This is a genomic window from Shewanella halifaxensis HAW-EB4 (assembly GCF_000019185.1).
GTDB lineage: Bacteria > Pseudomonadota > Gammaproteobacteria > Enterobacterales > Shewanellaceae > Shewanella > Shewanella halifaxensis.
The window spans coordinates 1,499,293-1,524,187 of the sequence record NC_010334.1; the positions used below are offsets into that span (position 1 = coordinate 1,499,293).

Below are 24,895 nucleotides of genomic sequence, written 5' to 3' on the forward strand. Positions count from 1 at the left end.
ACGGTTTCATGTATCAAACCACTGCAGCACTGCGAAGTGCTTTTTTGGAATATTTCCGCACAAATGGTCATCAGGTAGTTGATAGTAGCTCTCTCGTTCCAGCGAACGATCCAACACTACTATTTACTAATGCGGGTATGAACCAGTTTAAAGATGTGTTTTTGGGTGCAGATAAGCGTAGCTATTCTCGTGCAACGTCTTCACAGCGCTGTGTACGCGCGGGCGGTAAGCACAACGATTTAGATAACGTTGGCTACACTGCACGTCACCACACATTCTTCGAAATGTTAGGTAACTTCAGCTTTGGTGATTATTTTAAAGAAGAAGCCATTCACTTTGCTTGGACTTTCCTTACTGAAGAATTAAAGCTACCGAAAGAGCGCCTTTGCGTCACCATCTATGAGACAGATGACGAAGCATTTGAAATTTGGAATAAGAAAATTGGCGTAGCTGCGGAAAATATTATTCGCATTGGCGATAACAAAGGCGCAGCTTACGCATCAGATAACTTCTGGCAAATGGGTGACACAGGTCCTTGTGGTCCATGCTCTGAAATCTTCTACGATCACGGCGATCATATCTGGGGCGGACGTCCTGGCACACCGGAAGAAGATGGCGACCGTTTCATTGAGATCTGGAACATCGTATTCATGCAATACAACCGTCAAGCTGACGGTGAGATGAAACCACTGCCTAAGCCATCTGTTGATACGGGTATGGGGATTGAGCGTATCGCTGCCATTATGCAGGGTGTACATTCAAATTATGAAATTGATATTTTCCAAGCCTTGATCAAGAAAACGGCTGCTATTCTTGGCGTGACCGATCTTGAGAACAAATCACTTCGCGTCATTGCCGATCACATCCGTTCATGTGCTTTCTTAATTGCAGATGGTGTCATGCCGTCGAATGAAGGCCGTGGTTATGTGCTTCGTCGTATTATCCGCCGCGCAGTGCGCCACGGTAATAAGCTAGGTGCTACTGAAAGCTTCTTCTATAAGTTGGTACCAACATTGATTGAAGTGATGGGCGATGCAGCTAAAGGCTTACAAGAGACTCAGGCTATCGTAGAGAAGTCACTTAAAGCTGAAGAAGAGCAGTTCGCGCGTACATTGGAGCGTGGCTTAGGTATTTTGGATGCGGCACTCAATGAACTAACGACCAAGGTGTTAGACGGTGAGACAGCATTTAAACTATACGACACCTACGGTTTCCCTGTCGATTTGACCGCTGATGTTTGTCGTGAGCGTGAAATCACTGTAGATGAAGCGGGCTTTGAAGCCGCCATGGCCGAGCAACGTAAGCGTGCACAAGCTGCAGGTCAATTTGATACCGACTATAACGAAGGTCTTAAGATTGACGAGCAAAGTAGCTTTACAGGCTACACCGAACTCAATAACCAAGCTACTGTAACGGCTATCTTCAAATCAGGTGAAGCTGCAGAGACTATTACTGCGGGTGACGAAGCGGTTATCGTTCTCGATAACACACCATTTTATGGTGAGTCGGGCGGCCAGAGTGGTGACAAAGGTGTATTGATTGCAGATGGCATCGAGTTCACTGTTATTGATACACAAAAGTATGGCCAAGCAATTGGTCATATCGGCCGTGTAGTCACTGGCGAAATTAAAGCGGGTCAGTCATTAACTGCCAACGTTGATAAGAAGCTACGTCATAGAACTGAGCTTAACCACTCTGTGACTCACCTTTTACATGCGGCTCTTCGCCAAGTGCTTGGTGCTCACGTGAGTCAGAAAGGTTCTTTGGTCGATCCTGAGCGTCTACGTTTTGACTTCTCTCATTTTGAAGGTGTTAAAGCCAATGAGCTTAAAGAAGTAGAAGAGCTCGTGAATACTCAAATTCGTCGTAACCACGAATTGACCGCCGAAGTCATGGATATCGAAACCGCCAAAGAGAAAGGTGCAATGGCACTGTTTGGTGAGAAGTACGATTCTGAAGTACGTGTTGTGACTATGGGTGACTTCTCTATCGAACTTTGCGGAGGTACTCACGTAGGTCGTACCGGTGATATCGGTTTGTTCAAGATCACTTCTGAAGGTGGTATCGCTGCCGGTATTCGTCGTATTGAGGCGGTAACGGGTGCAGCGGCAATGGCATATGTTGCTAAGCAGCAAGCACAACTAGAAGAGGCGGCGACCCTATTAAAAGGTGATAGCGCTTCAGTAGTCGCTAAGCTAAAAGCACAGCTTGATAAGACTAAGCAGCTTGAAAAAGAGCTGTCTCAACTAAAAGACAAGCTTGCAGCGGCGACCAGTGCCGATCTTGCAGGTGAAGCTGTCGAGGTTAATGGCGTAAAGGTTTTAGTTAAGAAGCTTGAAGGCGTCGATGCGGGCGCGCTGCGTGGCCTACAAGATGAGCTTAAGCAGAAGCTTCAATCTGGTATTGTGGTTTTAGCTATCGCTGGTGAAGACAAGGTTAACTTGATTGTTGGCGTGACGAAGGATTTAACTGGTAAAGTTAAAGCTGGCGAGTTAGTCGCTTCTATCGCTGTTCAAGTTGGTGGTAAAGGTGGTGGGCGTCCTGATATGGCTCAAGCAGGCGGTAGCCAGCCAGAGAACTTAGACGGTGCGTTAGAGCAAGTTATCCCATGGATCACGGCTAAGCTGTCTTAAATAGTCGGATACCTTAAATTTAGAAACGCCCTTTATGGGCGTTTTTTTATGGAATAAGCAAACTGCTATAGACTCTTTTCAACCACGCACACGTAGCTAATACCAATCGAGCTAAATATGTGATTGGTATAAAATGCAGCGTTTTAAAGTCAGTTTGGTATCGGTTTCTAGTGATGTGGCATATCTGAAAGCTTAAGAGCCTGAGTATTTTTTATAAACTGAATTAGAGAGTTGTTTGGCTTAAGTTTGTATATTGTAGTCTTACATCTGGGCAATGTTCTAATTCATGCTAGTTTAATGTTAACAGCTGATAATCGCTGTTATCGGGTAAAAGTTATTCTTAATATGGTTAAAAAGGTTTCAAGCGCATAACTGTGATTTAATACTGGAAAGGTGTAATTATTTAACGCTTTTCTCATAGAATACTGTTAATTTGTACTAAGCTAACCTTATAATACAAATATAACGGATTTATGCCGTATAAGCAGAATTAGGAACTAAAGGAGCAACATAATGCTGATATTGACTCGTCGTGTTGGTGAAACACTGATGATTGGTGATGAAGTAACTGTCACTGTATTAGGCGTTAAAGGTAACCAAGTAAGAATTGGTGTAAATGCACCTAAAGAAGTCTCTGTACATCGTGAAGAGATTTACCAACGCATTCAGTCTGAAAAATCAGGTACGCCATCAGAAGGCGGTAACTTTTGATCTGAATGAGATCAAATAAGAATTCTAGAAGCCAGTTAATAACTGGCTTTTTTATTTCTGGGCTTTGGGTTTTGAGGCTTCGGCGCTAAAAGCTGCTAAGGCGATCTAAGGGCTAACCTAGCCAGATTGGGTGTAAATGCATCCACTCATAAAGAAGAGGTCTCCGTACCTAATCGTTTTTGTCTATGGTGAAGAGATTGACCAACCCATTCAGTCTGAAAAATCAGCTACGCCAATCGATGACGGTAACTTTTGATCTGAATGAGATCAATTAAGCCTTTTTTGAAACCAGTAGAAGCCAGTTAATAACGGGCTTTATTATTTTTATGGGGGATGTAAACCTCCATAAATCCCCAGTAAATCCAATTTATAGGACGAGTTAGACTGTTATACAAGCAAGCTGCTTAAAAACAGCTCAAACGGGGGAGGGTTTCTTAAAAAGGGTTTGACTTATTTTCGGCAGACAGTAATATGTGCGCCAAGAAACGGAGAGGTGGCCGAGTGGCCGAAGGCGCTCCCCTGCTAAGGGAGTATGGGCTTTAACTCCCATCGAGGGTTCGAATCCCTCCTTCTCCGCCATTTCTTACAATAGACAACGATGCGGATGTAGCTCAGCTGGATAGAGTACCTGGCTACGAACCAGGCGGTCGGAGGTTCGAATCCTCCCATCCGCACCATTTCTATTGTCGTGATAAATGTTTTAGTGAGCGGATGTAGCTCAGCTGGATAGAGTACCTGGCTACGAACCACGCGGTCGGAGGTTCGAATCCTCCCATCCGCACCATTAAATCATTTATAGCAGTAAGCATTCTATATGCGGATGTAGCTCAGCTGGATAGAGTACCTGGCTACGAACCAGGCGGTCGGAGGTTCGAATCCTCCCATCCGCACCATAGAGTGAAAAGAATTTAAGATTTTATATGAGCGGATGTAGCTCAGCTGGATAGAGTACCTGGCTACGAACCAGGCGGTCGGAGGTTCGAATCCTCCCATCCGCACCATATAAAACATATTAGATATAATTAGTACCGATTTTGCGCGTGTAGCTCAGCTGGATAGAGTACCTGGCTACGAACCAGGCGGTCGGAGGTTCGAATCCTCCCACGCGCACCATGAATTGACGGAGAGGTGGCCGAGTGGCCGAAGGCGCTCCCCTGCTAAGGGAGTATGGGCTTTAACTCCCATCGAGGGTTCGAATCCCTCCTTCTCCGCCATCATTTGAACAAAAAACCGCAACAGTGTTGCGGTTTTTTGTCCTCAGAATGATTGTGATGTTTAAGTTTTATATGAGCGGATGTAGCTCAGCTGGATAGAGTACCTGGCTACGAACCAGGCGGTCGGAGGTTCGAATCCTCCCATCCGCACCATATGAAACCATTGATATAAGTAGTACCGATTTTGCGCGTGTAGCTCAGCTGGATAGAGTACCTGGCTACGAACCAGGCGGTCGGAGGTTCGAATCCTCCCACGCGCACCATGAATTGACGGAGAGGTGGCCGAGTGGCCGAAGGCGCTCCCCTGCTAAGGGAGTATGGGCTTTAACTCCCATCGAGGGTTCGAATCCCTCCTTCTCCGCCATCATTACATGCAAAAAAACCGCACTCGTTGCGGTTTTTTTGTATCTGCAATTTGCTTCGCATCGACTCGATTGTTGATTTCTCCTCAATGCTATAACTCGCTCCACTCCATAGTCCTGTAGCTCTTTGCCTTATGATTAGGTCGCTTCTTAATTGGCTACAAAACCTAGCTATTAATGCCTGTGATGTACCTGCCAACTAATATGATTGAAATTTTGTTTTGCTAAACTGCATAAATTGTCACTTCTGTATTCCTCGCACCAATCTGTTCTTTTTTCTGAATTCATTTTCCCGTAAATGCACTGTTAAATTAGAAAAAATGGCTACAAAAGACTGTATATTATCGGATGTTCAGTTTTCTAGTTGATTTTATGTGATTTTATTAGTCGATGGCGATTAATGATCGTATTTATGGTACGACCAATTTACAAGTGGCTCGCTATTTTGTTATATATTAGTTATTGTTTTTAGCGGTGGTCACCATTTGACAGCGAAGCAGTATCTAAAATGAATGGAATAAATTGCATAATATGTGAATGGTAGGTGAATATTTATTGAGTGTCATCCATGTTTATTCACAAATCAAATATCGATAAGAGGAAGAGATGGCTTCAATATCTGAGCAGTTATATGACGCATTGGGGATTATGATACTAGGTATGTCACTGGTATTTGTTTTTCTAAGTACCCTTATTTTTGCTATGAAATTGGTTGCTCGAACATTTGGGCCTGCAGCGCTAGAGGCGAGTTCTGCTCCAGAGAGTCAACCACAACCGAGTCAATCTGCCGTGAGCCCATTAATGGCGGCGGTTATTACTGCTGCAATTCATCAGCACCGAAAAAAAAATATAATATAAGTAGGGAGTTTTTGTATGAGCAAGCCACTGGCTTTAACTGATGTTGCGTTAAGAGATGCACATCAATCCATTCTCGCTACTCGTTTGCGTACCGAAGATATGTTACCCATAGCACCATTACTCGATAAAGTGGGCTTTTGGTCGTTAGAATCATGGGGAGGAGCCACATTTGACTCCTGTATTCGCTATCTGGGTGAAGATCCTTGGGAGCGGATCCGTGAACTAAAGAAAGTTATGCCTAATACTCCACAGCAGATGCTGTTGCGAGGACAAAACCTCCTCGGTTACCGTCACTATGCTGATGACTTGGTACACCGCTTTGTTGAGCGAGCCCATACCAATGGTGTTGATGTATTCCGTGTATTCGATGCGATGAACGATGTGCGCAACCTAGAAACAGCGGTTAAAGCGGTTGTCGAAGTAGGCGGTCATGCCCAAGGCACAATCTCTTATACTACTAGTCCAGTGCATAACTTAAACACTTGGATTGATATGGCAAAACGTATTGAAGATATGGGTTGTCACTCTTTATGCATTAAAGATATGGCAGGGCTATTAAAGCCGTTTGAAGCATTTGAGCTTATTAGCCAAATCAAGTCGCAAACCGATTTGGTTTTATCTCTGCACTGCCACGCGACTACAGGCCTGAGCACGGCAACCTACCAAAAAGCCATTGAAGCGGGCATCGATGTGCTCGATACGGCAATCTCTTCAATGAGCCAGACCTACGGTCACAGCGCAACTGAAACTTTAGTTGCTATGGTTGAAGGTACAGACAGGGCAACGGGTTACGATATGGCCCTGCTTGAGGAAATTGCGGCCTATTTTAGAACAGTACGTAAAAAGTACGCAGCGTTTGAAGGTGAGTTAAAGGGTATCGATTCACGAATTCTTCGCGCTCAAGTACCAGGTGGAATGCTAACAAACATGGAAAGCCAGCTTAAAGAGCAGGGCGCCGCTGACAAGTTAGATCTTGTACTCGAGGAGATCCCTCGCGTTCGTGAAGACTTGGGCTTCTTACCATTGGTGACACCAACGTCGCAAATCGTTGGTACACAGTCTGTGATTAACGTACTCACTGGCGAGCGTTACAAGTCGCTAACCAAAGAAACCGAAGGCGTGTTAAAAGGTGAGTATGGTGCAACGCCAGCGCCAGTAAATACGGAGTTACAACAGCGCGTATTAGCGGGGCGTGAAGCCATCACCTGTCGCCCAGCAGACCTGCTTGAATCTGAGTTAGACAAATTACGTCTGGAGTTAAAAGAGAAAGCCGCTGCCGATGGTATTGCACTTGCTCAAGAGCTAGATGATGACGTACTCACTTATGCGTTATTTCCGCAAATTGGTCTCAAATTCCTTAGCAACCGTAATAACCCCGATGCGTTTGAGCCAAAGCCTGAAGTGGCGGCTAAAGCGCTAGAGGAAGCCAAAAAGGCTGAGATTGCCGCTGCAAGTAAGCAAGGCCCTGAAACATACACTGTTACCGTGCAGGGGCAGAGCTTTGTGGTGGAAGTTGCCGAAGGTGGTGATATCAGTCAGATCACACCCGCTGAAAACGTGGTGCCTTTTACTGCTCCAACACAGGCTGCAGCAGTGGTGGATCTATCAGCGGTAAAGCATGAGCAAAACGCGCCTCTATCAGGCAACATCTTTAAAGTGCATGTCTCGCCTGGTGATAGTGTAAAAGAGGGCGACGTGGTAATTATCCTCGAAGCGATGAAGATGGAAACAGAAGTGCGCGCCGAAGCTGATGGTGTGATCTCGAAGGTTTGGGTTAAAGAAGGTGACGCTGTATCGGTTGGTAGCCAATTGTTGGCATTAGCCTAGGGATCACCATGGAAGGATTAATTGCGTTTTGGTCTGAGTCTGGTATTGCTAATTTTACCTCAGGCCAATTGTTGATGATGGGTGTTGGTTGCCTATTGTTATATTTAGCCATTGCTAAGAAGTTTGAACCCTTACTGCTGTTACCCATAGGATTTGGCGCGATATTGGCTAACATCCCTAATGGTGGATTTACCGAGGAAGGTGGACTGCTCTATTTTGCCTATTATGTGGGTATTGAAACTGGAATTTTTCCGCTACTCATCTTTATGGGAGTCGGTGCGCTTACCGATTTTGGTGCGTTGATCGCTAACCCTAAGATGCTGTTACTTGGTGCTGCGGCTCAATTCGGTATTTTCGCAACCTTAATCGGTGCGATTGCGCTGAATTGGGTACCAGGGTTTGAGTTCTCAATGAAAGATGCGGCTGCGATTGCCATCATTGGAGGGGCGGATGGGCCAACAGCCATTTTCTTAGCCTCTAAGCTCGCGCCGGATCTACTCGGAGCGATAGCGGTAGCGGCATACTCGTACATGGCTTTGGTACCGCTTATTCAACCACCAATTATGCGTTTGCTAACGACAGAGGCTGAGCGCAAAATCAAGATGGAGCAGCTGCGTGAAGTTAGTAAGAAAGAGAAGATTATCTTCCCTTTGATGGTGCTTGGGTTAACTATTTTGTTCCTACCTGCAGCAACACCTTTGGTTGGCATGTTCTGCTTAGGTAACTTGATGCGAGAGTCTGGTGTGGTCGATAGATTATCGAGCACGGCGCAGAATGAGCTTATCAACATAGTGACCATTTTCTTAGGTCTTGCGGTGGGCTCGAAGCTGTCAGCCGAACAGTTTTTGCAGATGGAAACCTTAGGCATTTTGGTGTTAGGTGCCGTTGCCTTTGCGATTGGTACAGCCACTGGTGTGCTAATGGCGAAACTGATGAGCAAGCTCTCTGGCGGTAAGATTAACCCACTGCTCGGTGCTGCTGGTGTGTCAGCGGTACCAATGGCGGCGCGAGTGGTGAATAAGGTTGGCCTAGAAGCCAATAACCAAAACTTCTTGTTGATGCATGCAATGGGACCGAATGTCGCTGGGGTACTTGGCAGTGCGGTGGCGGCAGGTGTCTTGTTAGCCGTACTTGGATAGGCTGAAGTGTTTAATAAAAAGTCCTGCTCTATAGCAGGATTTTTTTATTTTCAGCCCTTAACCACCTACTTCAGGAGGTGATTATCATCAATTAGGCTTTGCCTGAAATAAAATGAGTGAAAGTTATGGAGTAGGCCATGTTTAATGCCTTATTAGCACGCCGACTTTTTGTTGAAGAGAAAGTGTCCATGGAGGCTCGCTTATCGCATCGCTGCGATACACGGCTTATAAGCTCATTCAAACATATCCACGTTAGACTCAGCGATGCAGTTAAGCTTTGCTAGAAGTGCTGTGCAAGCTTCTAAATCAGGATGATTTAGCAGAGCCTATAGGGACATATTTATGGCGTCTTGTTAAAGCAGGATAGGAAAGCTCCCTTCTAGGGAGTCTGCTTTGTAACATATGGGCAAAGCCACCTTCTTCAGGAGGTGGATTCTTTATACTTAAACTATGGTATAGGCCGCATATTTGCTTGTGAGTTATTTCAAATTGGATGCGCCATTTATTAAGATTTAAGATTTAAGATTTTGTCCCGCAGTGAGCCAGAGTAAAAGTGCCAGTGCAAAAATGACGGTTAGGCTGATGCCGATGATATAGAGAAAACCTGTCTTTCCCTGCTTTAATGGTACGCCGTTATAGTTAAGAAAGAGCGCCCATGCTAGTGACAGCAAGATTGGAAGAATGAAGAGTTTTGTCATATCTAAGCGCCCCAATAAGGTGTTATTTTTGTAGAATATTGAAAAGTATAAATTAAAAAGGCCGCGATTGCGGCCTTTTTATTCGATGAAAAACGCTGTTTAGTTACTGGCCTGCTCTAGCGGAGCGTTTTCTTGTGCATAAAACTGCGCCTCATCGAGCTGCCCTTCTGACTTACCAATAACAACGGCTGTCATCATGTCGCCTGTGACGTTAGTGGCGGTGCGGATCATATCGATGATACGGTCAACTGCTGCGATAAAGGCGATACCTTCGAGCGGCAAGCCTACAACACCTAAGGTTACCGTTAGCATCACCATGGCACTCCCCGGCACGCCTGCGGTACCGACTGAAGCCACTGTTGCCGTCACGGCGATAAGCATATAGTCGGTCATATCCAGTGGGATACCGTAGATCTGCGCAATGAAAATCGCGGCAATTGCAGGGTAAATACCACCACAGCCATCCATGTTCATGGTGGCGCCTAAGGGCAAAACAAAAGAGCCATAACGCTTAGAAACGCCCATAGACTCGGTGCAACGAGTACTTGCCGGCAGGGTGCCAAAACTTGACGCTGTGGTAAATGCCACTATTTGTGCTGGTATTGCCTTACGGAAAAATTGAACAGGACTTAGCTTAGCGGCAAACTTAATCAAGCCACCGTAAACGAAGATAATGTGGATAAATGCAGCAAGATAAATAGCACCGATAAATTTACCCAGTGGCAGTAGAGTCGATAAGCCGTATTCACCTACAACCCAAGCCATTAAACCAAATACACCAATTGGAGTAAGTTGTAGCACCATACGGGTTAACTGGAACATGACTTCTGCACCGGCTTCTATAGTGCGTTTTAAGGGCTCAGCTTTTTCGCCAACTTTATTAATCGCAACACCAATCAAAGCGGCAAATATGATGATCTGCAGTACCTTACCCTCAGCAAGAGAGGCAAATGGATTCACAGGGATCATATCTAGAAGCACCTGAGCAAAGCCTGGTACATTTCGCTCACGAACTTCAGTAGCAACAAGTTCCATCGAGCCGCCCATGTCGATAACTGAGCCGATAGTTAAGCCAATCAGTGAAGCGATGGTGCCAGTAAACATGAACATGGCTAAGGTTTTAAAGCTCAGTCTCTTTAAACTGACTTCAGAGCCTAAAGAAGTGATACTGACAACGATGGCGCAGAAAATTAGCGGCGCGACTAACATCTTAATCGCACTAATAAATAGATCGCCCAGCGGTTTTAGTACTGTTGCTGATTCGCCGAAAATGACACCGACGCCAGCACCTAAGATAAAGGCAGCTAATACTTTTTGCCAAAATGGGATATTTTTAATTGTTTGCCACATTATCGAAATTCCAACTATTTTAGTTTTCTAAAGTTACTTTACGGGTGAATCTTTGTTCACTCCAGTGTTAGTTTTAGGCAATCGCTATCAATATTTACATATAGTTACCCAGTTGCCGTTCATTCTATAGATAGTGATACTGGCATCACAAACCGATTTTGTTATAACTTATTGTGATAAGAGAGTTTGTTTTAATAACTTTAATTTTTAACTCTGTTGCAACATTGTAGGCTTGTTTGGGTTGGAGGTGTGAAAAAAAGTGTTAATTCATATGCTAAGGAACTTACAGCCAGATGTCATAGTCGATAACTAATACGTTTTTTGCCATTAATTGTTATAAAAAACCACAGGTTTGATGGCAAATTAATTCAAACTTCAATGCTGGTTGTTTTATCTGTAGTAGGTAATACTAGCTGGATTAATAAACAACATGGTCAATGTTAGAAAAAACAGCCAGTTGGAAAAAGGAGAGAGTCATTGAAAAAATGGATATTAGCAGCGGCCGTTAGCGCTGCATTAATGGGGTGCGCAGGACAGCAACAGAGCGAAACATCTCTACCAGAAGGGGTAACGCTAGTTGAAACGGTAAGCTTTAGTGGAGAGCAAGTAGGGATCCCTTACCGAAAATACCAACTGGCTAATGGTTTGACGGTTATTTTACATGAAGATCACTCCGATCCTTTGGTCCATGTGGATGTGACCTACCATGTGGGGTCAGGCCGTGAATTAGAAGGGCGCTCAGGCTTTGCCCACCTGTTTGAACATATGATGTTCCAAGGCTCACAAAATGTTGGTGATGAGCAACACTTTAAGATGGTGACTGAATCTGGCGGTACGCTAAACGGCACCACGAATACCGACCGAACTAACTATTTCGAAACGGTCCCCAATAATCAGCTTGAAAAAATGCTCTGGTTAGAATCAGATCGTATGGGCTTTTTCTTGCCCGCTTTAACTGAAGAAAAGTTTGAAGTACAGCGCGAAACCGTTAAAAACGAGCGCGCTCAGCGTATCGATAATCGTCCATATGGCCGCATGGGCGAGCGTTTCAACCAAGCATTTTACCCACAAGGTCACCCATACTCATGGCCAGTGATCGGCTGGCCAGAAGACTTAAATCGCGCAGATGTTGAGGATGTGAAGCACTTCTTCCAGCGCTGGTATGGACCAAATAACGCGACCTTAACCATAGGTGGTGACTTTGACGAGATGCAAACCCTTGCCTGGGTGAATAAGTATTTTGGTGAAATTCCAGCTGGCCCAGCTGTCGATGCACCAGTAAAAGAGTTGGTGACTCTTGATGAAACTCGTTACCTATCGATGGAGGACAGGGTTCACTTACCACTACTGCGTATTGGAATGCCAACCGTTTATGCACGCCATGAAGATGAAGCGGCGTTGGATCTGCTATCTAATATTTTAGGTGGTGGTAAAACATCACTGTTTTATAAAAACCTAGTCAAAGATGGCCTTGCGGTACAGGCTGGAGTGAGCCACCCTTGCCAAGAGTTGGCCTGTCAGTTCTCTATGTATGCATTAGCAAACCCAGCTCGTGGCGGCAATTTAGCTGAACTTGAGCAAGCGATGCGAGACTCAATTACTGAGTTTGAAAAGCGCGGCGTAACTGATGATGATCTTGAAAAAGTTAAAGTAAACTTTGAAGCGGGCACGATATTTGGGCTGCAAAGCGTACAAGGTAAGGTCGCTAGTCTTGCCTTTAATGAAACTTTCTCTGACAACCCAGACATGATTGGCTTTGATTTAGCGCGTTATGCAAACGTCACCAAAGAAGATGTGATGCGGGTATTTAACAAATACATCAAAGACAAGCCCATGGTGGTAATGAGTGTTGTGCCTCAAGGGCAGACTCAGCTGATAGCTAAAGCGGATAACTTTGTACCACCTGCTGAAAAGGTTGCCAGTGTTGCAGTTGAAAGCTTAGATATTAAGCCACAGATCAGCTCTGCATTCGATAGAAGCATTATTCCAGCGGCAGGAGCTACGCCAGTGTTGACTATGCCTGAGCTCTGGAAAGGTCAGCTTGCCAATAATATCGAGGTTATCGGTACTCAGACGACAGAAACACCAACGGTTGAAATCGTGATCTACCTCAATGGTGGCCATCGTCTACTCGATGTAAACCAAGCTGGGCTGGCTGGTATGACGGCTGCCATGATGAACGAGTCGAGTCAAAAGCGTAGCTCTGAAGAGTTAACGCAAGCGTTAGAGATGCTAGGTAGCAATGTGAGCTTCAGTGCTAGTGGTTATCAAAGCCAAGTTAAGATCTCATCATTAACGGCTAACCTCGATAAGACCATGGCGATTGTACAAGAAAAGCTATTTGAGCCAGGCTTTACCGCTGCTGACTTTGAGCGAGTGAAGCAGCAAAAATTACAGCATTTACAGCGTGAACTCACCGAGCCTAACTATTTGGCATCAACGGCCTTTAGCAGCTTGTTATATGGTGAAAATAGCCCATTTGGTGTTAGCTCTGGTGGATCGCTTGAAACTGTTTCTGCAATGACTTTGGATGACGTTAAGGCCTTCTATAAAAAGCAATATACTGCCGGGAATGCGCAAATTGTGGCGGTAGGTAGTTTGAATGAAGCACAGATGCTAACAAAGCTTGCTACGCTTTCAAGTTGGAAAGGTGCTGCAACACCGTTACCTAAACTTGCTGAGCTGCCTAAGTTTGAAGGTGGAAAAATCTATATCGTAGATAAGCCTGAAGCGGCGCAATCTGTGATTAAGATAGGTAAGCGCGGACTTAAATTTGATGCAACGGGTGAGTTCTATAAGTCATATTTGATGAACTATCCACTAGGCGGTGCATTTAATAGCCGAATTAACCTCAATCTTCGTGAAGATAAAGGTTATACCTATGGCGCAAGAAGCTATTTCTCTGGTGGTCCAGAGTTGGGCTTTTACCAAGCAACGGCTAGCGTGCGTAGCGATGTGACGACCAAGGCATTGATCGAGTTTATTAAAGAGATTAATGCTTTTCAAGAGGCTGGGATGACGGAAAAAGAGCTAGACTTTATGAAGAGCTCTATTTCACAGTCAAAAGCACTCGATTATGAGACACCTTATCAAAAAGCAGGCTTGATGCGTAATATTCAACGCTATAATTTGGACGATAACTATAGTACGCAACAAACGGCGATAACGAACAGTATTGGCCTAAATGAGCTGAATCAGTTGGCTAAAGAACAGTTGAATTTGGACGATATGGTTATTTTAGTGGTAGGTGATAGGGCTAAAATTGAGCCTGAATTATCAACACTTGGTTACCCAATTGAAATTTTACAGTTGTAAAAGACTGAGTTAGTCCATATATCCATGAGATGATGCCAAATCTATGGCATCATCTCATCGTTTATTATGGTGGCAGTTGTAAAAAACGCTAATTTGGTACGACTTGAAATTTAAGTTGGCTATAGCGGGTCTGACTGACATGCTATATGGGTTAAAGTCACGTACTAGAGAGTAATATATTGAAACCTTTCAATGAATTAGTAGGCAAGCTGTCGGATGCGGCAAGTCGTCAAGCGCTAAAATCAATGCACCGAGGTATTGAGCGTGAAGCGTTAAGAATTGAAAAGTCGGGTCACTTGGCGTTGGATAAGCATCCAAAAGCGCTAGGGTCGGCATTAATGCATTCGCGGATCACCACTGATTATAGCGAGTCTCTACTTGAGTTTATTACTCCTGTTTTTGAAGATATCGATGAATTAGTCGAAGATCTGACCTTAACTCATGCCTATAGTGTGCGTCATTTAAACGGTCAACGCCTGTGGCCTGTTAGTATGCCGTGTTACCTTGGGGACGCAGGCGATATTCCTATTGCTGATTATGGCAGCTCTAACACCGGACAAATGAAGCGTTTATATCGAAAAGGGCTGACTTATCGATATGGTGCACAGATGCAAATTATTTCAGGAGTGCATTTTAATTTCTCTGTTTCAGACCAACTCTGGAACAGATTGTACGAATTATCGGACACGTCTTTAAGTTTAGAGGAGTTTATCTCTGAGTCTTATTTCGGTCTTATTCGTAACTATCGCCGTCTAGTCTGGGTGCTACCTTACCTGTTTGGTGCATCACCAGCGCTGTGCAGCACATTTATCCAAGATCCAAAGACCAATGAGTTTCCTTTTGAAGTCATTGGTAACGGCACCTTGTATCTGCCTTATGCGACCTCATTGCGTATGAGCGACTTAGGCTATACCAACCAAGAGCAAGACAACTTAAATATTAGTTACAATAGCTTAGCTTGTTACTTGGAAGGAATGAAATCAGCGATTAATATGCCTTCGGCTAAGTTCGCAAAAATTGGTGTCAAAGTTGATGGTGAGTATCGTCAGCTCAATGCCAATATTTTACAGATAGAAAATGAATTCTATTCCCCAATTCGTGCGAAACGTGTAGCAAAAGGTAACGAAAAGCCCTCAGAATCGCTTGCTCGTGCGGGGGTTGAGTATATTGAGGTTAGAGCATTAGATGTTAACCCTTATAGTGCTGTAGGTATTGAAAAGTCACAAATTCGTTTCCTTGACTTGTTCTTATTGAATTGCTTATTGCAGCCATCACCAGCATCAGATGCAAGTGAAGAGGCTGAGATTGCCGCTAACTTGCAAGCCGTGGTGTTAGAGGGACGCAAACCTGGGCTTAAATTAACTCGTGCAGGTGAAGAGGTGAGTCTAAGTGGCTGGCTTGAGTCACTATTTGGTAATCTAAACGATATCGCTAAATTACTTGATGATGAAGGGCAAGACGATTACCAAGTCGCACTTGCTAAGTGGCAGAAGGCCGTCAACGATCCTGATGCAACTCTGTCGGGCCAAATTATTAAAGGCCTTAAAGACAACCAAATTGATCATGGTGATTGGGTATTACAGCTTGCAGAGCAGTACCATCAAGAGCTAAAAGGCTATCCTTTATCAGAGGCTGTGACAATGCGCTATGAGCAGGACGCACAAGCATCACTTGAGAAACAAGCTAGGTTAGAAGCTGAGCCTAGCGTGAGCTTTGATGATTTTTTAGCTGACTATTTTAAGGCATAACGTTGGGGACTCTGGGGTTGAAAAGCGTAGTGAGTGTTGCCGCATTGGCGTTGCTAATATCGGGCTGTGCGACACAACCCGATACCGCTAATCAGTGCGGGACAGTTGCTACGTATATGGAACCCGATCACGGCGCTGATATTTATCGCGTCGTGGTGACTCACCTTGATGGAAAGCCGGTTATCTCTAAACCTTATTACCGCTTAAGCGTGGGTAAACATACCTTCACCCTTGCTGAGTTAATCGATGCTCCGAGCTTGAAGGTTAAGCTTGCTGCCCGTACACCTAAAGAGCTTACGGTGAATGTGGCACATAATGAGCGCTATCATATTGGCGCCAAGTTTAATGTCGACAAAGTTTATCGCGGTAATGATAATAGCTTTTGGCAGCCAGAAGTTTGGCAACAAGAAGCTCATGATTGTGAATTTGAATCGGAGCGTTAGCCGTTATAGTCTCAGCTTTATCCCACTTGATTTGTAACACAATTCTCTAAAAGCTTAATTGCATCTTTACGCTATCAATGTGACACTAACGCTTTGCTATCACTGTCTATTGGTATTCTTTTTTATGAATTGGCCTGCATTATTTGCGACTGTTATTCTTGCAACCCTTTTGACAGGGTGCGCCACCCCTCCACCAAAAGATCCTGAGAATCTTTGTTCTATTTATACTGAGAATCGCTCTTGGTATAGCGCCGCTAAAGACACCCGCGAAAAGTGGGGAGTGCCAGTTCATATCCCTTTGGCCATGATGTATCAAGAGAGCTCTTTTAAGCATAATGCTGCACCACCAATGGAATACTTTTTGGGATTTATTCCAATCGGTCGTGCAAGTGATGCTTACGGTTACGCGCAGGCGAAAACCATGACCTGGGATGACTATGTTAAAGAGACTGGTAACTCATGGTCGAGTCGCAGTAATTTTGATGATGCGATGGATTTTATGGGTTGGTTTATTTACAAAACACACAAAATCAATGGTGTGTCTAAGTGGGATGCTCGCAACCAATACTTGAATTATCACGAAGGTTGGGGCGGTTATAAACGCAAAACCTATAACCAAAAAGCCTGGTTGATCAAGGTTGCTGGTAAGGTTGATGCACGCTCTAAGCGTTACGCGGCGCAATACCGGCAATGTCAGGAAGATCTAGACTCCTCTTGGCTATGGCGACTCTTCTTTGGATAGTGACTGACTAATCTGACTAAGCCTCTACATCTGTAGAGGCTTTTTTCTCAAATTTTCGTCAAGCTTCTGGTTGTCGCAGTGCTCGCATCTATGACTATAGAGCTAGTCTTGTCGATTTAACCGCTTATTTTGATACATATAATCGTCAGCAGCTTTAAAGCATTTGTTCCAATCTCCACAGTATTTGGCGATGCCGACGCTAAACTCCACTTTAACATCTGCATTCTGATCCTCTGAGGCGATTTCGCAGGCATACTGCTCTGCCAGAGTTCGCCGGATCTGCTTAAGGTCGTCCTCAATCTGGCCGAGTGGTCCATGACATAGGGCAATAAACTCATCGCCACCATACCGTGCAACCAAGTGTTTCAGGTGCCATTGCTGCTTAAGAGCAGCGGCTAAACCTTGTAATGCCTTATCACCCGCTTGATGACCCATGGTGTCATTAATGGCTTTCAAGTTATCTAAATCTAAGATGACTAGGTAGCTGCCTAAATCCGAATTTATTTGCCACTCTTGCTCGCCAGCCTCGAAACGTTGACGGTTATACAGCTGAGTTAAGCTATCGAAGTTCGCCAAGTGACTAATTTGACGGGACTTTTGATAAAGGGCAATCGCATTAGCGGCCTCATGGGTTAAAACTGCTGCCAAGTTTCTATCGTAATGGCTAAAGGCTTTGAGCTTGGCGCTATCTAAATTAAGCATGCCATAAAGTTTACCGTCGATATGGATAGGGCTCGACAGGGTCGATTTTATTGGTGCTTCGGGTGTCATGAGTAATGCTTGTTGGTCAGTCGGTTCAAGTGTGCTGTGGGCGTTAATATTCGCCATGTTATTAATTACGACCACCCGATCACAGCGACCTTTTGTAAATCGATATTGGAATGATTCTTTAAGCTTGAGGTTAATCTTTTTTAGCTTTTCTATATCGATACCTATGGCCGATTCGAAATAGAGTTCTTCGGTATCATTATTCACTTTGATAATTGAACCCATCTCGGCCGCATCAATGCTATTGAGCGCTTTAGCTAATAAGGCATTTAAAAACTCACCTTCATCTGGGTATTGGTTAGCAATATGAACCAGTTCGAAGGTCGTATTATTGAGGTGAATAACTTGTTGTAGATGCTTCCACAGACGATTTAACCGGCGCTGATGAAAGTTATAGCTCAGGCCGTAGCCGATAAGGTAGATAACTGCGATGAATGCAAGAGAAAAAGTAGCATTAATATTAAGTAGGCCTTCCCAGCAGACAAGCAGTAATAGCATAGGGACGCTTACAAGCGCTAGGTGCGTTTTTAGCCCCATTGAGTCTATTTTTTTTCTCTTTAAGCTATCTTTAATGAGCATTATTTATTAAAAACCACGGACAAAGTTAATCATTATATCAATAGTTAAATTAGTTTTAATGGAGCTCTGTGAGTGGATTTTGATTGTGGGATCTAGGTAACATTTATTGTTAGGAGCCGGCTTATGGCTCAGTACTTGCTCTTTCACAGAAAAAGCCACCTTGGCTATTTGTTTTGCCAGAACTTATTTTACTTGTTTGTTATACATATGTATTAATAAGTTATTTGCAGTTGAGTTAAAGCTTAGGGATAATTACGCCGCAGGCTTGGGGGAAGTCTGTTTACTAAGCGTGCTAATTTTCATTATAATGCGCGCAATTATAATAATGTACCGCCCTACTCAAGGACTTAAAATGAGCAAACCATTTGTTGCAGTATTAATGGGATCTGATTCAGATCTGCCCACAATGCAAGCCACCCTCGATGTGCTTAGAACTTTCGAAATCAACTTTGAAGCAAAGGTCACTTCAGCGCACCGTACGCCAGCCGCGACCCATGCTTATGTAACCGATGCTGAAGCGCGGGGTTGTAAAGTCTTTATTTGTGCTGCAGGTCTTGCTGCGCACCTAGCTGGCGCTGTTGCTGGTATTACTACTCGCCCTGTTATTGGTGTGCCAATTGATTGTGGTCCACTAAAAGGCCACGATGCGCTTTTATCAACAGTAATGATGCCTGGCGGCGTCCCTGTAGCGACCGTTGCTATCGGTAGTGCTGGTGCTAAGAACGCTGGCTATCTAGCGGCACAAATGTTAGCTGTTGGTGATGAAGCACTGGCTGTAGCCGTTAAAGAAGAACGTGCTAAGTCTGCTGAAGCCGTTCAAGCTAAAGATGCAGCGCTACAAGCTAAACTAGCTTAATTAAACAGGCATTTGCCTGTCGACATCAAATGCCGCCTAGAAAATTTTTTAGGTGGCATTTTTGTTTGATCTGTTTGCATTTTACCTCCTTATCTCAACTCCCATTCTTACAATGACTCATCATATAACCGGGCTTTACGTTTCTCTTTTGTTCCCCAAAGAGGCAGATGTAGAGACGGGGATTAAACTAGACAAAACTTAGTGCTCAATGCAGACTTAATAATTAGATAATTTTAGTTTAGGAAAATACCGTGGAGCAACCCTTGCCCTCAGTCGAATCGTCCAATGAGGTCGATGTCGATCAAGCCTTGATGTTGCAATATGCAGCCGGCAGTGCTCGAGCGTTTGAGTTACTTTACCGAAAGCACAAAGGTCCGCTATACCGCTACTTCGTTCGTCAAATCTATGATCAACAGTTGGCAGAAGATCTTTATCAAGAGACTTGGAGCCGAGTGATAAAGGCAGCCAGCAGTTACGAAACCAGCGCCAAATTTACCACTTGGCTGTATCGTATCGCTCATAACCTTATTATCGATCACGTAAGAGCCGTTAAGCCGGTAAATAATTTTAGTGAGGTGTTTGAACCGGAGCAAGACGCGGAGGCTCAACTCAGTAACGATGATTTTAATCCTGAAGAACAGATGTTAGATAAACAAAAGTCGACTCTGCTGAAAGGCTGTGTGGCGAATTTACCACAAGTGCAGAAAGAGGCATTTCTGCTCAATATCGAGATGGGTTTTACCGCAGCGATTATCGCCGATATAGCCGGAGTAACTTTAGAAGCGACAAAGAGTCGAATTCGTTATGCCTATAAGGGACTTAAAGATTGCGTAGACTTGAAATGGCAAGGAGCTGAGCATGACAGATAAAGAGCATGAAGCCGTTAAAGCTGAGATTAAGTCGCTTTATCAAAAAATCGATAAGGAGCAGCCTTCAACTGAGCTTGATGAGCAGATCCTCAATATGGCGCGTAGCCAAGTTGCCAAACCTACGCAGAGTCAGTCTTTTTGGCGCAAATATCGCTGGCCATTATCTTCTGCTGCCTCGGTGTTGGTGGTAGTGACACTTTTTGTGATAAATCCAGCGATGAAAAATGGCGATAGTATAGAGCAAGGGGGGCCCGTGATGATGTCGTCTCCACCTAAGCCACAGATGATGCGCTCGATGGACAGTCCTAACCCAACGGATGAGCACTTGGATCACAAAGCCACTCAGGCAGTGCAGGGTAATGAGTCAGGATCTGTGGATGCAGATTTAACGGCGCAACTGAACAATATCGAGCGACTGATCCGGGAGAAAGAGATAGCAGAAGCCTATCGTTTGCTTAAGCAGTTGGCAGAGCAAACACCGCAGTTATTAGAGGCAAGCCATCCGTTAAATACAAGGTACTTAACGCTAAAAAAGGCGGTGATGTCAGGCCATTAAAGCCCCTTCTGATAGTACCGATTGAAGACACCAGAACATAGCCCGCTTTTGCGGGCTTTTTTAGAGCTTTTTTGGGGATGGCGCTTTAAATCGTCAAACTTAAAGGGCTTGGAACCAGTCCCAGATCCCCAGTGACGTCCCCTCAAAAAGGTCAATACCTAACATTGATTTGAGCAGATAGAGCAGTAACAAGCCAAGCGCGAGGCTGATCACGATAAACCCCACGACACAGAGCACAAACAGAGCTAATGACACTTGCTTCTCTTTGCGGCTATATGCGCGTCTATTACGGCCAAGCAGCAATACATAGAAAAAACGCCAGCCAACAAAAGGCAGGTAGAAGCTGCCGCGACTATCGACCATATGTTTTTGCCATCGGTTATTAGATAGCGCGTGTTTTAGATAGAGCAGTTGTAGCTCAGAAAAACTATCAGCGTGCACCTTAGGCATATTACCCAGTGCTCGTTTTACCCTTGTATCATCTTTAAGTGACGGACGGATATACTCTTCTGGCATTAACACCTCAATCGACAGTTGTTGTATGTATCAGACCTTTGCGTAACAAGGCGTTTGTTTAAGCCTAGTCTTTTTTATGAATTAGTCTTTTTTGTGAATGAGTCGCTCATGATAATTAGTTGCTTTTGTATGTTAGCTGCTGAAATGAATTAAGCCTCAGTGGTTATCACCAACTTTGGCCATCAACAACAGATCTATGATCGATCAATTACGATGAACACATTTGCTCATACTTATTTGGGAGTATTTTGCTGCTGCGTTGTGAAAAATTTGCTACCTTATTTGCTCGAAATTAATTTGTTTAAGAATAAAAACAATAGGATTGGTAGCTCAGATGAAACTTCGTCACTCACTTGCATGCTGCATGCTTGCCTTAGGCACTTTTAATGTTTATCCCTCTTTAGCCTCAGAGTCCACAGTCAAACCCGGTTATTTTCGTGCGCCTGCATTGGCTGAGCAGACATTAGTTTTTACCGCGGAAGGCGATCTTTGGACGCAGTCTTTAGGTGACTCGCAAGCGACACGTCTCACGAGCTTACCCGCGCAGGAGTTTGGGGCAAGCATTTCTAAAGATGGCAAGTACGTGGCTTATATCGCCAACTATGAAGGTTCATCTGAGGTTTATGTGATCCCTATTGCAGGTGGGCAAGCTAAGCGTGTTAGCTTTGAAAATAGTCGAGTGCGTGTTCAAGGTTGGACTGCGGATGGTAAAGTGCTTTACTCGACGGATAATGCCTTCGGTCCGGCGAACTACTGGGTATTGAGAACGGTCGATCCCGAAACCCTGATAACTGCAGATCTACCGTTAGCCGATGCTATCGAAGGTGCGATAGATGACAAGGGCGAGTATGTTTATTTCACTCGATTTGGATTGCAGACAACGGGGGACAACGCCAAGGTTTATCGCGGCGGCGCTAAAGGCGAGCTGTGGAAATTTAAATTAGGCAGCAAGCAAGAGGCGATGCCTCTGACTCAGTCTCATCAAGGCTCTGTAAGACAGCCTATGCTATGGCAATCGCGCCTCTATTTTATCAGTGACAGTGATGGTAATGACAATATCTGGTCGATGGCGACTGATGGCAGTGATATTAAGCAGCACACTCATTATAAAGAGTGGCAAGTTCGCACGGCTCGTTTAAATCAAGGCCGTATCGTGTTTCAGCAGGGCGCCGATATCAAGTTATTTGAAATTGATTCAGGTGAAGAGCAGACCCTCGATATTGAGCTTATTTCCGATTTTGCCCAAAAGCGTGAGCATTGGGTAAAAGAGCCGATGAAGTACGCTACCTCGACACTGTTAGCACCCATGGGCGACAGGGTGGTGATCACCGCTCGAAGTCATGTTGCGATAGCGGGTACCGATGGCCAACGTTTAGTTGAAATTGCATTGCCAAAACACAGCCGTGTTCGCAGTGCGGTAATGAGTCAAGACGGCGCTTGGATCTACGGTATTAGCGATGCCTCAGGTGAGCAAGAAGTATGGCAATTTGCCGCCGATGGCAGTGATAACGCTAAGCAGCTGACTAAAGATGGTAAAAGCCTAAGGCTTAACCTACACCTGTCTCCCGATGGCCGCTACCTTGCCCATGATGACTACGACGGCAACGTTTGGTTGCTGGATCTTAAAAAGGGCAGCGATAAAAAAATTATCACCCAAGGCGAAGGACTTGGGCCCTACGGCGATATCGTCTGGTCTGGCGATAGTCGTTTTATTGCTTTAACGAAGGCTGAGATAGGTAAGGCGCGGCCACAAATCGTGCTGTACTCGCTAAAGAAGGATCGCAGCGGATCTCTGACTAGTGAAAAATATGAGTCTTTCTCACCAAGCTTTAGCGCCGATGGTGACTGGTTATATTTCCTGTCTAATCGACAGTTTATCTCTACCCCAAGCTCACCTTGGGGAGACAGAAACTTAGGCCCGATGTTTGATAAGCGCACGCAAGTGTTTGCCATCGCCCTAAATGAAGATGCGCGCTTTGCCTTTCAAAAGCCTAACGAGTTGATGTCTGAGCCATCAAAGTCTGATAACGATGAGGTAGAAACCGAGGTCGAATGGGACGGCTTATCTAGCCGACTATGGCAAGTCCCCATTGCTGCGGGTAACTATGACTCGCTGCAGATGGCAAAAGATAAGTTCTATCTCCTCGACAGGTCAACGAGTGGCAAGTCGACACTTAAAGTGGTTAAGTTCGATGCGCTAAGTCCTAAAGTTGACACGTTCTCAAAAGATGTTGGCGAGTACCAACTGTCTCAAGATGGCAGCAAGCTGTTTATCCGCAAGCAGTCTAAGCAAGGCAGCGAGATGTTGATAGTCGATGCCAGTGACAAGCTTCCTAAAGAGCTTAACCACGCCAAGGTGCAAACTAATCTATGGCAGCTTGCGATTGAGCCAGCAGCCGAGTGGCAACAGATGTTTGAAGATGCCTGGCTGATGCATAGAGACTCTTTCTATGACAAAAACATGCGCGGTTTAGACTGGCAGGCAACCAAGGCTAAATACCAGCCTTTGGTCGACAGACTCACAGACAGACATGAGCTCAATGATATCTTTATGCAGATGATGGGCGAGCTCGACTCTCTGCACTCTCAAGTGCGCGGTGGCGATACACCTAAAGATACCGATAAAGCAAAATCTGCCAGCTTAGGGGCGCGATTGGAGCAAACGAAAGCAGGCGTAGTTATTGAGCATATCTATCAAGGCGATCCCGAGTTACCTGCTCAGGCCGCCCCATTGATGCAGATGGGCGTTGACGCAAAAGTCGGTGATGTGATTGTGGCTATTAATGGGAAAAAACTTAGCAATCTCGCCGATGTGACTAAGCTTTTGCGCAATCAAGATGGCAAGCAGGTGTTACTGACACTTAAACGTGGCAGTAAAACCCACCAGATCATAGTTCTGCCTGTCACAGCGGCTAGAAATGCCAAGCTCCGGTATATTGATTGGGTGCGCCACAATAGTGATGAGGTCACCCAAAACAGTGACGGCAAGATAGGCTATCTACACCTGTACGCCATGGGCAGTGGGGATATCGCCAGCTTTGCCCGAGAGTTTTATGCCAATATCGATAAAGATGGTTTGATTATCGATGTGCGCCGTAATCGCGGCGGCAATATTGATAGTTGGATCATTGAAAAACTACTGCGCCGTACATGGGCATTTTGGGCTCCGACCCATGGTACGCCAAACGGTAATATGCAGCAGACCTATAGAGGCCAGCTGGTGGTGTTGACCGATCAACTTACCTACTCAGATGGCGAGACCTTCTCGGCAGGAGTTAAGGCGCTCGGCATCGCACCGTTAATCGGTAAGCAAACAGCAGGCGCAGGAGTGTGGTTATCAGGTCGTAACTCGCTAACTGACAAAGGTATGGCGCGGGTGGCCGAGTATCCACAGTATGCGATGGACGGCAGTTGGATTATCGAAGGCCGGGGCGTAAGCCCTGATATCGAGGTCGACAACTTACCCTATGCGACATTTAGCGGTCATGATGCGCAGTTGGATAAAGCGATTAGCTATCTAAAGGATGCCTTGCAAGCGCAGCCCGTTCGCGAGTTAAAACCAAAGCCTATGCCGACAAAGGGGATGGCTGAAGACGTTCATAAGGCGTTTTAAATACAGGCTACGCCAATCTATATTACATTGATATTGGCGCAACTCCGTCGTTTTGGACGTTATTAGCAATAAGTTAATAACGTCCATTTTCTTATCTA

At 44.9% G+C, this 24,895-nt stretch carries 17 protein-coding genes and 10 tRNA genes; 23 read left to right on the forward strand and 4 right to left on the reverse strand.

All coding sequences use genetic code 11. The features are described from left to right. Window positions 1-8 precede the first annotated feature (8 nt). From alaS to SHAL_RS06360, 15 genes are all read left to right on the forward strand, one after another. The gene (gene alaS, locus SHAL_RS06290; RefSeq protein WP_012276344.1) at window positions 9-2,633 is read left to right on the forward strand and encodes an alanine--tRNA ligase; all 2,625 of its coding nucleotides are present in this window, start codon (window positions 9-11) and stop codon (window positions 2,631-2,633) included. A gap of 513 nt (window positions 2,634-3,146) precedes the next feature. After that, window positions 3,147-3,344 (forward strand): carbon storage regulator CsrA, encoded by a 198-nt coding sequence (csrA, locus tag SHAL_RS06295; protein ID WP_006082602.1) that lies wholly within the window; start codon window positions 3,147-3,149, stop codon window positions 3,342-3,344. Between the two features lie 487 nt (window positions 3,345-3,831). After that, window positions 3,832-3,923 (forward strand) — tRNA-Ser (locus tag SHAL_RS06300). A gap of 21 nt (window positions 3,924-3,944) precedes the next feature. After that, a tRNA-Arg gene (locus tag SHAL_RS06305) sits at window positions 3,945-4,021 on the forward strand. A gap of 30 nt (window positions 4,022-4,051) precedes the next feature. Next, window positions 4,052-4,128: transfer RNA gene (locus tag SHAL_RS06310), tRNA-Arg, on the forward strand. Window positions 4,129-4,160: 32 nt separating this feature from the next. Then, window positions 4,161-4,237, forward strand: a tRNA-Arg gene (locus SHAL_RS06315). A 31-nt stretch (window positions 4,238-4,268) separates the two neighbouring features. Continuing rightward, window positions 4,269-4,345: transfer RNA gene (locus SHAL_RS06320), tRNA-Arg, on the forward strand. Between the two features lie 35 nt (window positions 4,346-4,380). Beyond that, a tRNA-Arg gene (locus SHAL_RS06325) sits at window positions 4,381-4,457 on the forward strand. Window positions 4,458-4,466: 9 nt separating this feature from the next. Then, a tRNA-Ser gene (locus SHAL_RS06330) sits at window positions 4,467-4,558 on the forward strand. Between the two features lie 76 nt (window positions 4,559-4,634). Then, window positions 4,635-4,711: transfer RNA gene (locus SHAL_RS06335), tRNA-Arg, on the forward strand. 33 nt (window positions 4,712-4,744) lie between these two features. Next, window positions 4,745-4,821, forward strand: a tRNA-Arg gene (locus SHAL_RS06340). A 9-nt stretch (window positions 4,822-4,830) separates the two neighbouring features. Then, window positions 4,831-4,922, forward strand: a tRNA-Ser gene (locus SHAL_RS06345). A gap of 604 nt (window positions 4,923-5,526) precedes the next feature. After that, the gene (locus SHAL_RS06350) at window positions 5,527-5,778 is read left to right on the forward strand and encodes an OadG family transporter subunit (RefSeq protein WP_012276345.1); all 252 of its coding nucleotides are present in this window, start codon (window positions 5,527-5,529) and stop codon (window positions 5,776-5,778) included. A 15-nt stretch (window positions 5,779-5,793) separates the two neighbouring features. Next, window positions 5,794-7,605 carry a sodium-extruding oxaloacetate decarboxylase subunit alpha gene (gene oadA, locus SHAL_RS06355; protein ID WP_012276346.1) on the forward strand — a complete coding sequence of 604 codons (1,812 nt, stop codon included), beginning with the start codon at window positions 5,794-5,796 and terminating at the stop codon, window positions 7,603-7,605. Window positions 7,606-7,613: 8 nt separating this feature from the next. Next, window positions 7,614-8,744 carry a sodium ion-translocating decarboxylase subunit beta gene (locus SHAL_RS06360; RefSeq protein ID WP_012276347.1) on the forward strand — a complete coding sequence of 377 codons (1,131 nt, stop codon included), beginning with the start codon at window positions 7,614-7,616 and terminating at the stop codon, window positions 8,742-8,744. Window positions 8,745-9,256: 512 nt separating this feature from the next. On the opposite strand, the gene SHAL_RS06365 is transcribed toward SHAL_RS06360, so the two are convergent. Continuing rightward, complete coding sequence (locus SHAL_RS06365) at window positions 9,257-9,442, reverse strand: hypothetical protein (RefSeq protein WP_012276348.1); 186 nt, start codon at window positions 9,440-9,442, stop codon at window positions 9,257-9,259. A 99-nt stretch (window positions 9,443-9,541) separates the two neighbouring features. Further along, on the reverse strand, window positions 9,542-10,795 hold the full coding sequence (locus SHAL_RS06370; RefSeq protein ID WP_041415874.1) for a dicarboxylate/amino acid:cation symporter: 1,254 nt from the start codon (window positions 10,793-10,795) through the stop codon (window positions 9,542-9,544). A 474-nt stretch (window positions 10,796-11,269) separates the two neighbouring features. Between SHAL_RS06370 and SHAL_RS06375 the strand changes: the two genes are divergently transcribed. The 4 genes from SHAL_RS06375 to SHAL_RS06390 all read left to right on the forward strand — a co-directional run bounded on the left by SHAL_RS06375 (window position 11,270) and on the right by SHAL_RS06390 (window position 17,040). Further along, window positions 11,270-14,107 (forward strand): M16 family metallopeptidase, encoded by a 2,838-nt coding sequence (locus SHAL_RS06375; RefSeq protein WP_012276350.1) that lies wholly within the window; start codon window positions 11,270-11,272, stop codon window positions 14,105-14,107. Between the two features lie 179 nt (window positions 14,108-14,286). Further along, window positions 14,287-15,855, forward strand: coding sequence for a glutamate--cysteine ligase (gene gshA, locus SHAL_RS06380; protein ID WP_012276351.1), 1,569 nt, complete (start codon window positions 14,287-14,289; stop codon window positions 15,853-15,855). 17 nt (window positions 15,856-15,872) lie between these two features. Next, complete coding sequence (locus tag SHAL_RS06385; protein WP_041416273.1) at window positions 15,873-16,298, forward strand: hypothetical protein; 426 nt, start codon at window positions 15,873-15,875, stop codon at window positions 16,296-16,298. A gap of 124 nt (window positions 16,299-16,422) precedes the next feature. Further along, window positions 16,423-17,040, forward strand: a complete 618-nt coding sequence (locus SHAL_RS06390; protein WP_012276353.1) for a transglycosylase SLT domain-containing protein — start codon at window positions 16,423-16,425, stop codon at window positions 17,038-17,040. Window positions 17,041-17,142: 102 nt separating this feature from the next. Here the strand turns inward: SHAL_RS06390 and SHAL_RS06395 are convergent, their stop codons facing one another. Beyond that, complete coding sequence (locus SHAL_RS06395) at window positions 17,143-18,387, reverse strand: sensor domain-containing diguanylate cyclase (protein ID WP_012276354.1); 1,245 nt, start codon at window positions 18,385-18,387, stop codon at window positions 17,143-17,145. Window positions 18,388-18,739: 352 nt separating this feature from the next. Here SHAL_RS06395 and purE point away from each other — a divergent pair, with 352 nt between their 5' ends. From purE to SHAL_RS06410, 3 genes are all read left to right on the forward strand, one after another. Further along, a complete protein-coding gene (purE, locus tag SHAL_RS06400) occupies window positions 18,740-19,243 on the forward strand; it encodes a 5-(carboxyamino)imidazole ribonucleotide mutase (RefSeq protein WP_012276355.1) in 504 nt (167 codons plus the stop codon). 311 nt (window positions 19,244-19,554) lie between these two features. Further along, complete coding sequence (locus SHAL_RS06405; RefSeq protein ID WP_049763912.1) at window positions 19,555-20,112, forward strand: sigma-70 family RNA polymerase sigma factor; 558 nt, start codon at window positions 19,555-19,557, stop codon at window positions 20,110-20,112. Continuing rightward, window positions 20,102-20,668 carry a hypothetical protein gene (locus tag SHAL_RS06410; protein WP_012276357.1) on the forward strand — a complete coding sequence of 189 codons (567 nt, stop codon included), beginning with the start codon at window positions 20,102-20,104 and terminating at the stop codon, window positions 20,666-20,668. Before SHAL_RS06405 ends, SHAL_RS06410 begins: the two co-directional genes overlap by 11 nt. 99 nt (window positions 20,669-20,767) lie before the next feature. Here SHAL_RS06410 and SHAL_RS06415 read toward each other — a convergent pair whose 3' ends face one another. Then, window positions 20,768-21,184, reverse strand: coding sequence for a hypothetical protein (locus tag SHAL_RS06415; protein ID WP_012276358.1), 417 nt, complete (start codon window positions 21,182-21,184; stop codon window positions 20,768-20,770). A 334-nt stretch (window positions 21,185-21,518) separates the two neighbouring features. Here SHAL_RS06415 and SHAL_RS06420 point away from each other — a divergent pair, with 334 nt between their 5' ends. After that, window positions 21,519-24,797 carry a S41 family peptidase gene (locus tag SHAL_RS06420; RefSeq protein ID WP_012276359.1) on the forward strand — a complete coding sequence of 1,093 codons (3,279 nt, stop codon included), beginning with the start codon at window positions 21,519-21,521 and terminating at the stop codon, window positions 24,795-24,797. The last annotated feature ends 98 nt before the right edge of the window (window positions 24,798-24,895 follow it).

Excerpts from the sequence above, each read along its gene's own strand:
- SHAL_RS06390 (WP_012276353.1), top strand. The coding sequence starts at position 16,423 with ATGAATTGGCCTGCATTATTTGCGACTGTTATTCTTGCAACCCTTTTG.
- SHAL_RS06360 (WP_012276347.1), top strand. The coding sequence starts at position 7,614 with ATGGAAGGATTAATTGCGTTTTGGTCTGAGTCTGGTATTGCTAATTTT.
- oadA (WP_012276346.1), top strand. The coding sequence starts at position 5,794 with ATGAGCAAGCCACTGGCTTTAACTGATGTTGCGTTAAGAGATGCACAT.
- SHAL_RS06395 (WP_012276354.1), bottom strand. The coding sequence starts at position 18,387 with ATGCTCATTAAAGATAGCTTAAAGAGAAAAAAAATAGACTCAATGGGG.
- SHAL_RS06350 (WP_012276345.1), top strand. The coding sequence starts at position 5,527 with ATGGCTTCAATATCTGAGCAGTTATATGACGCATTGGGGATTATGATA.
- SHAL_RS06365 (WP_012276348.1), bottom strand. The coding sequence starts at position 9,442 with ATGACAAAACTCTTCATTCTTCCAATCTTGCTGTCACTAGCATGGGCG.
- SHAL_RS06410 (WP_012276357.1), top strand. The coding sequence starts at position 20,102 with ATGACAGATAAAGAGCATGAAGCCGTTAAAGCTGAGATTAAGTCGCTT.
- purE (WP_012276355.1), top strand. The coding sequence starts at position 18,740 with ATGAGCAAACCATTTGTTGCAGTATTAATGGGATCTGATTCAGATCTG.
- SHAL_RS06420 (WP_012276359.1), top strand. The coding sequence starts at position 21,519 with ATGAAACTTCGTCACTCACTTGCATGCTGCATGCTTGCCTTAGGCACT.
- SHAL_RS06415 (WP_012276358.1), bottom strand. The coding sequence starts at position 21,184 with ATGCCAGAAGAGTATATCCGTCCGTCACTTAAAGATGATACAAGGGTA.
- alaS (WP_012276344.1), top strand. The coding sequence starts at position 9 with ATGTATCAAACCACTGCAGCACTGCGAAGTGCTTTTTTGGAATATTTC.
- SHAL_RS06405 (WP_049763912.1), top strand. The coding sequence starts at position 19,555 with ATGTTGCAATATGCAGCCGGCAGTGCTCGAGCGTTTGAGTTACTTTAC.
- csrA (WP_006082602.1), top strand. The coding sequence starts at position 3,147 with ATGCTGATATTGACTCGTCGTGTTGGTGAAACACTGATGATTGGTGAT.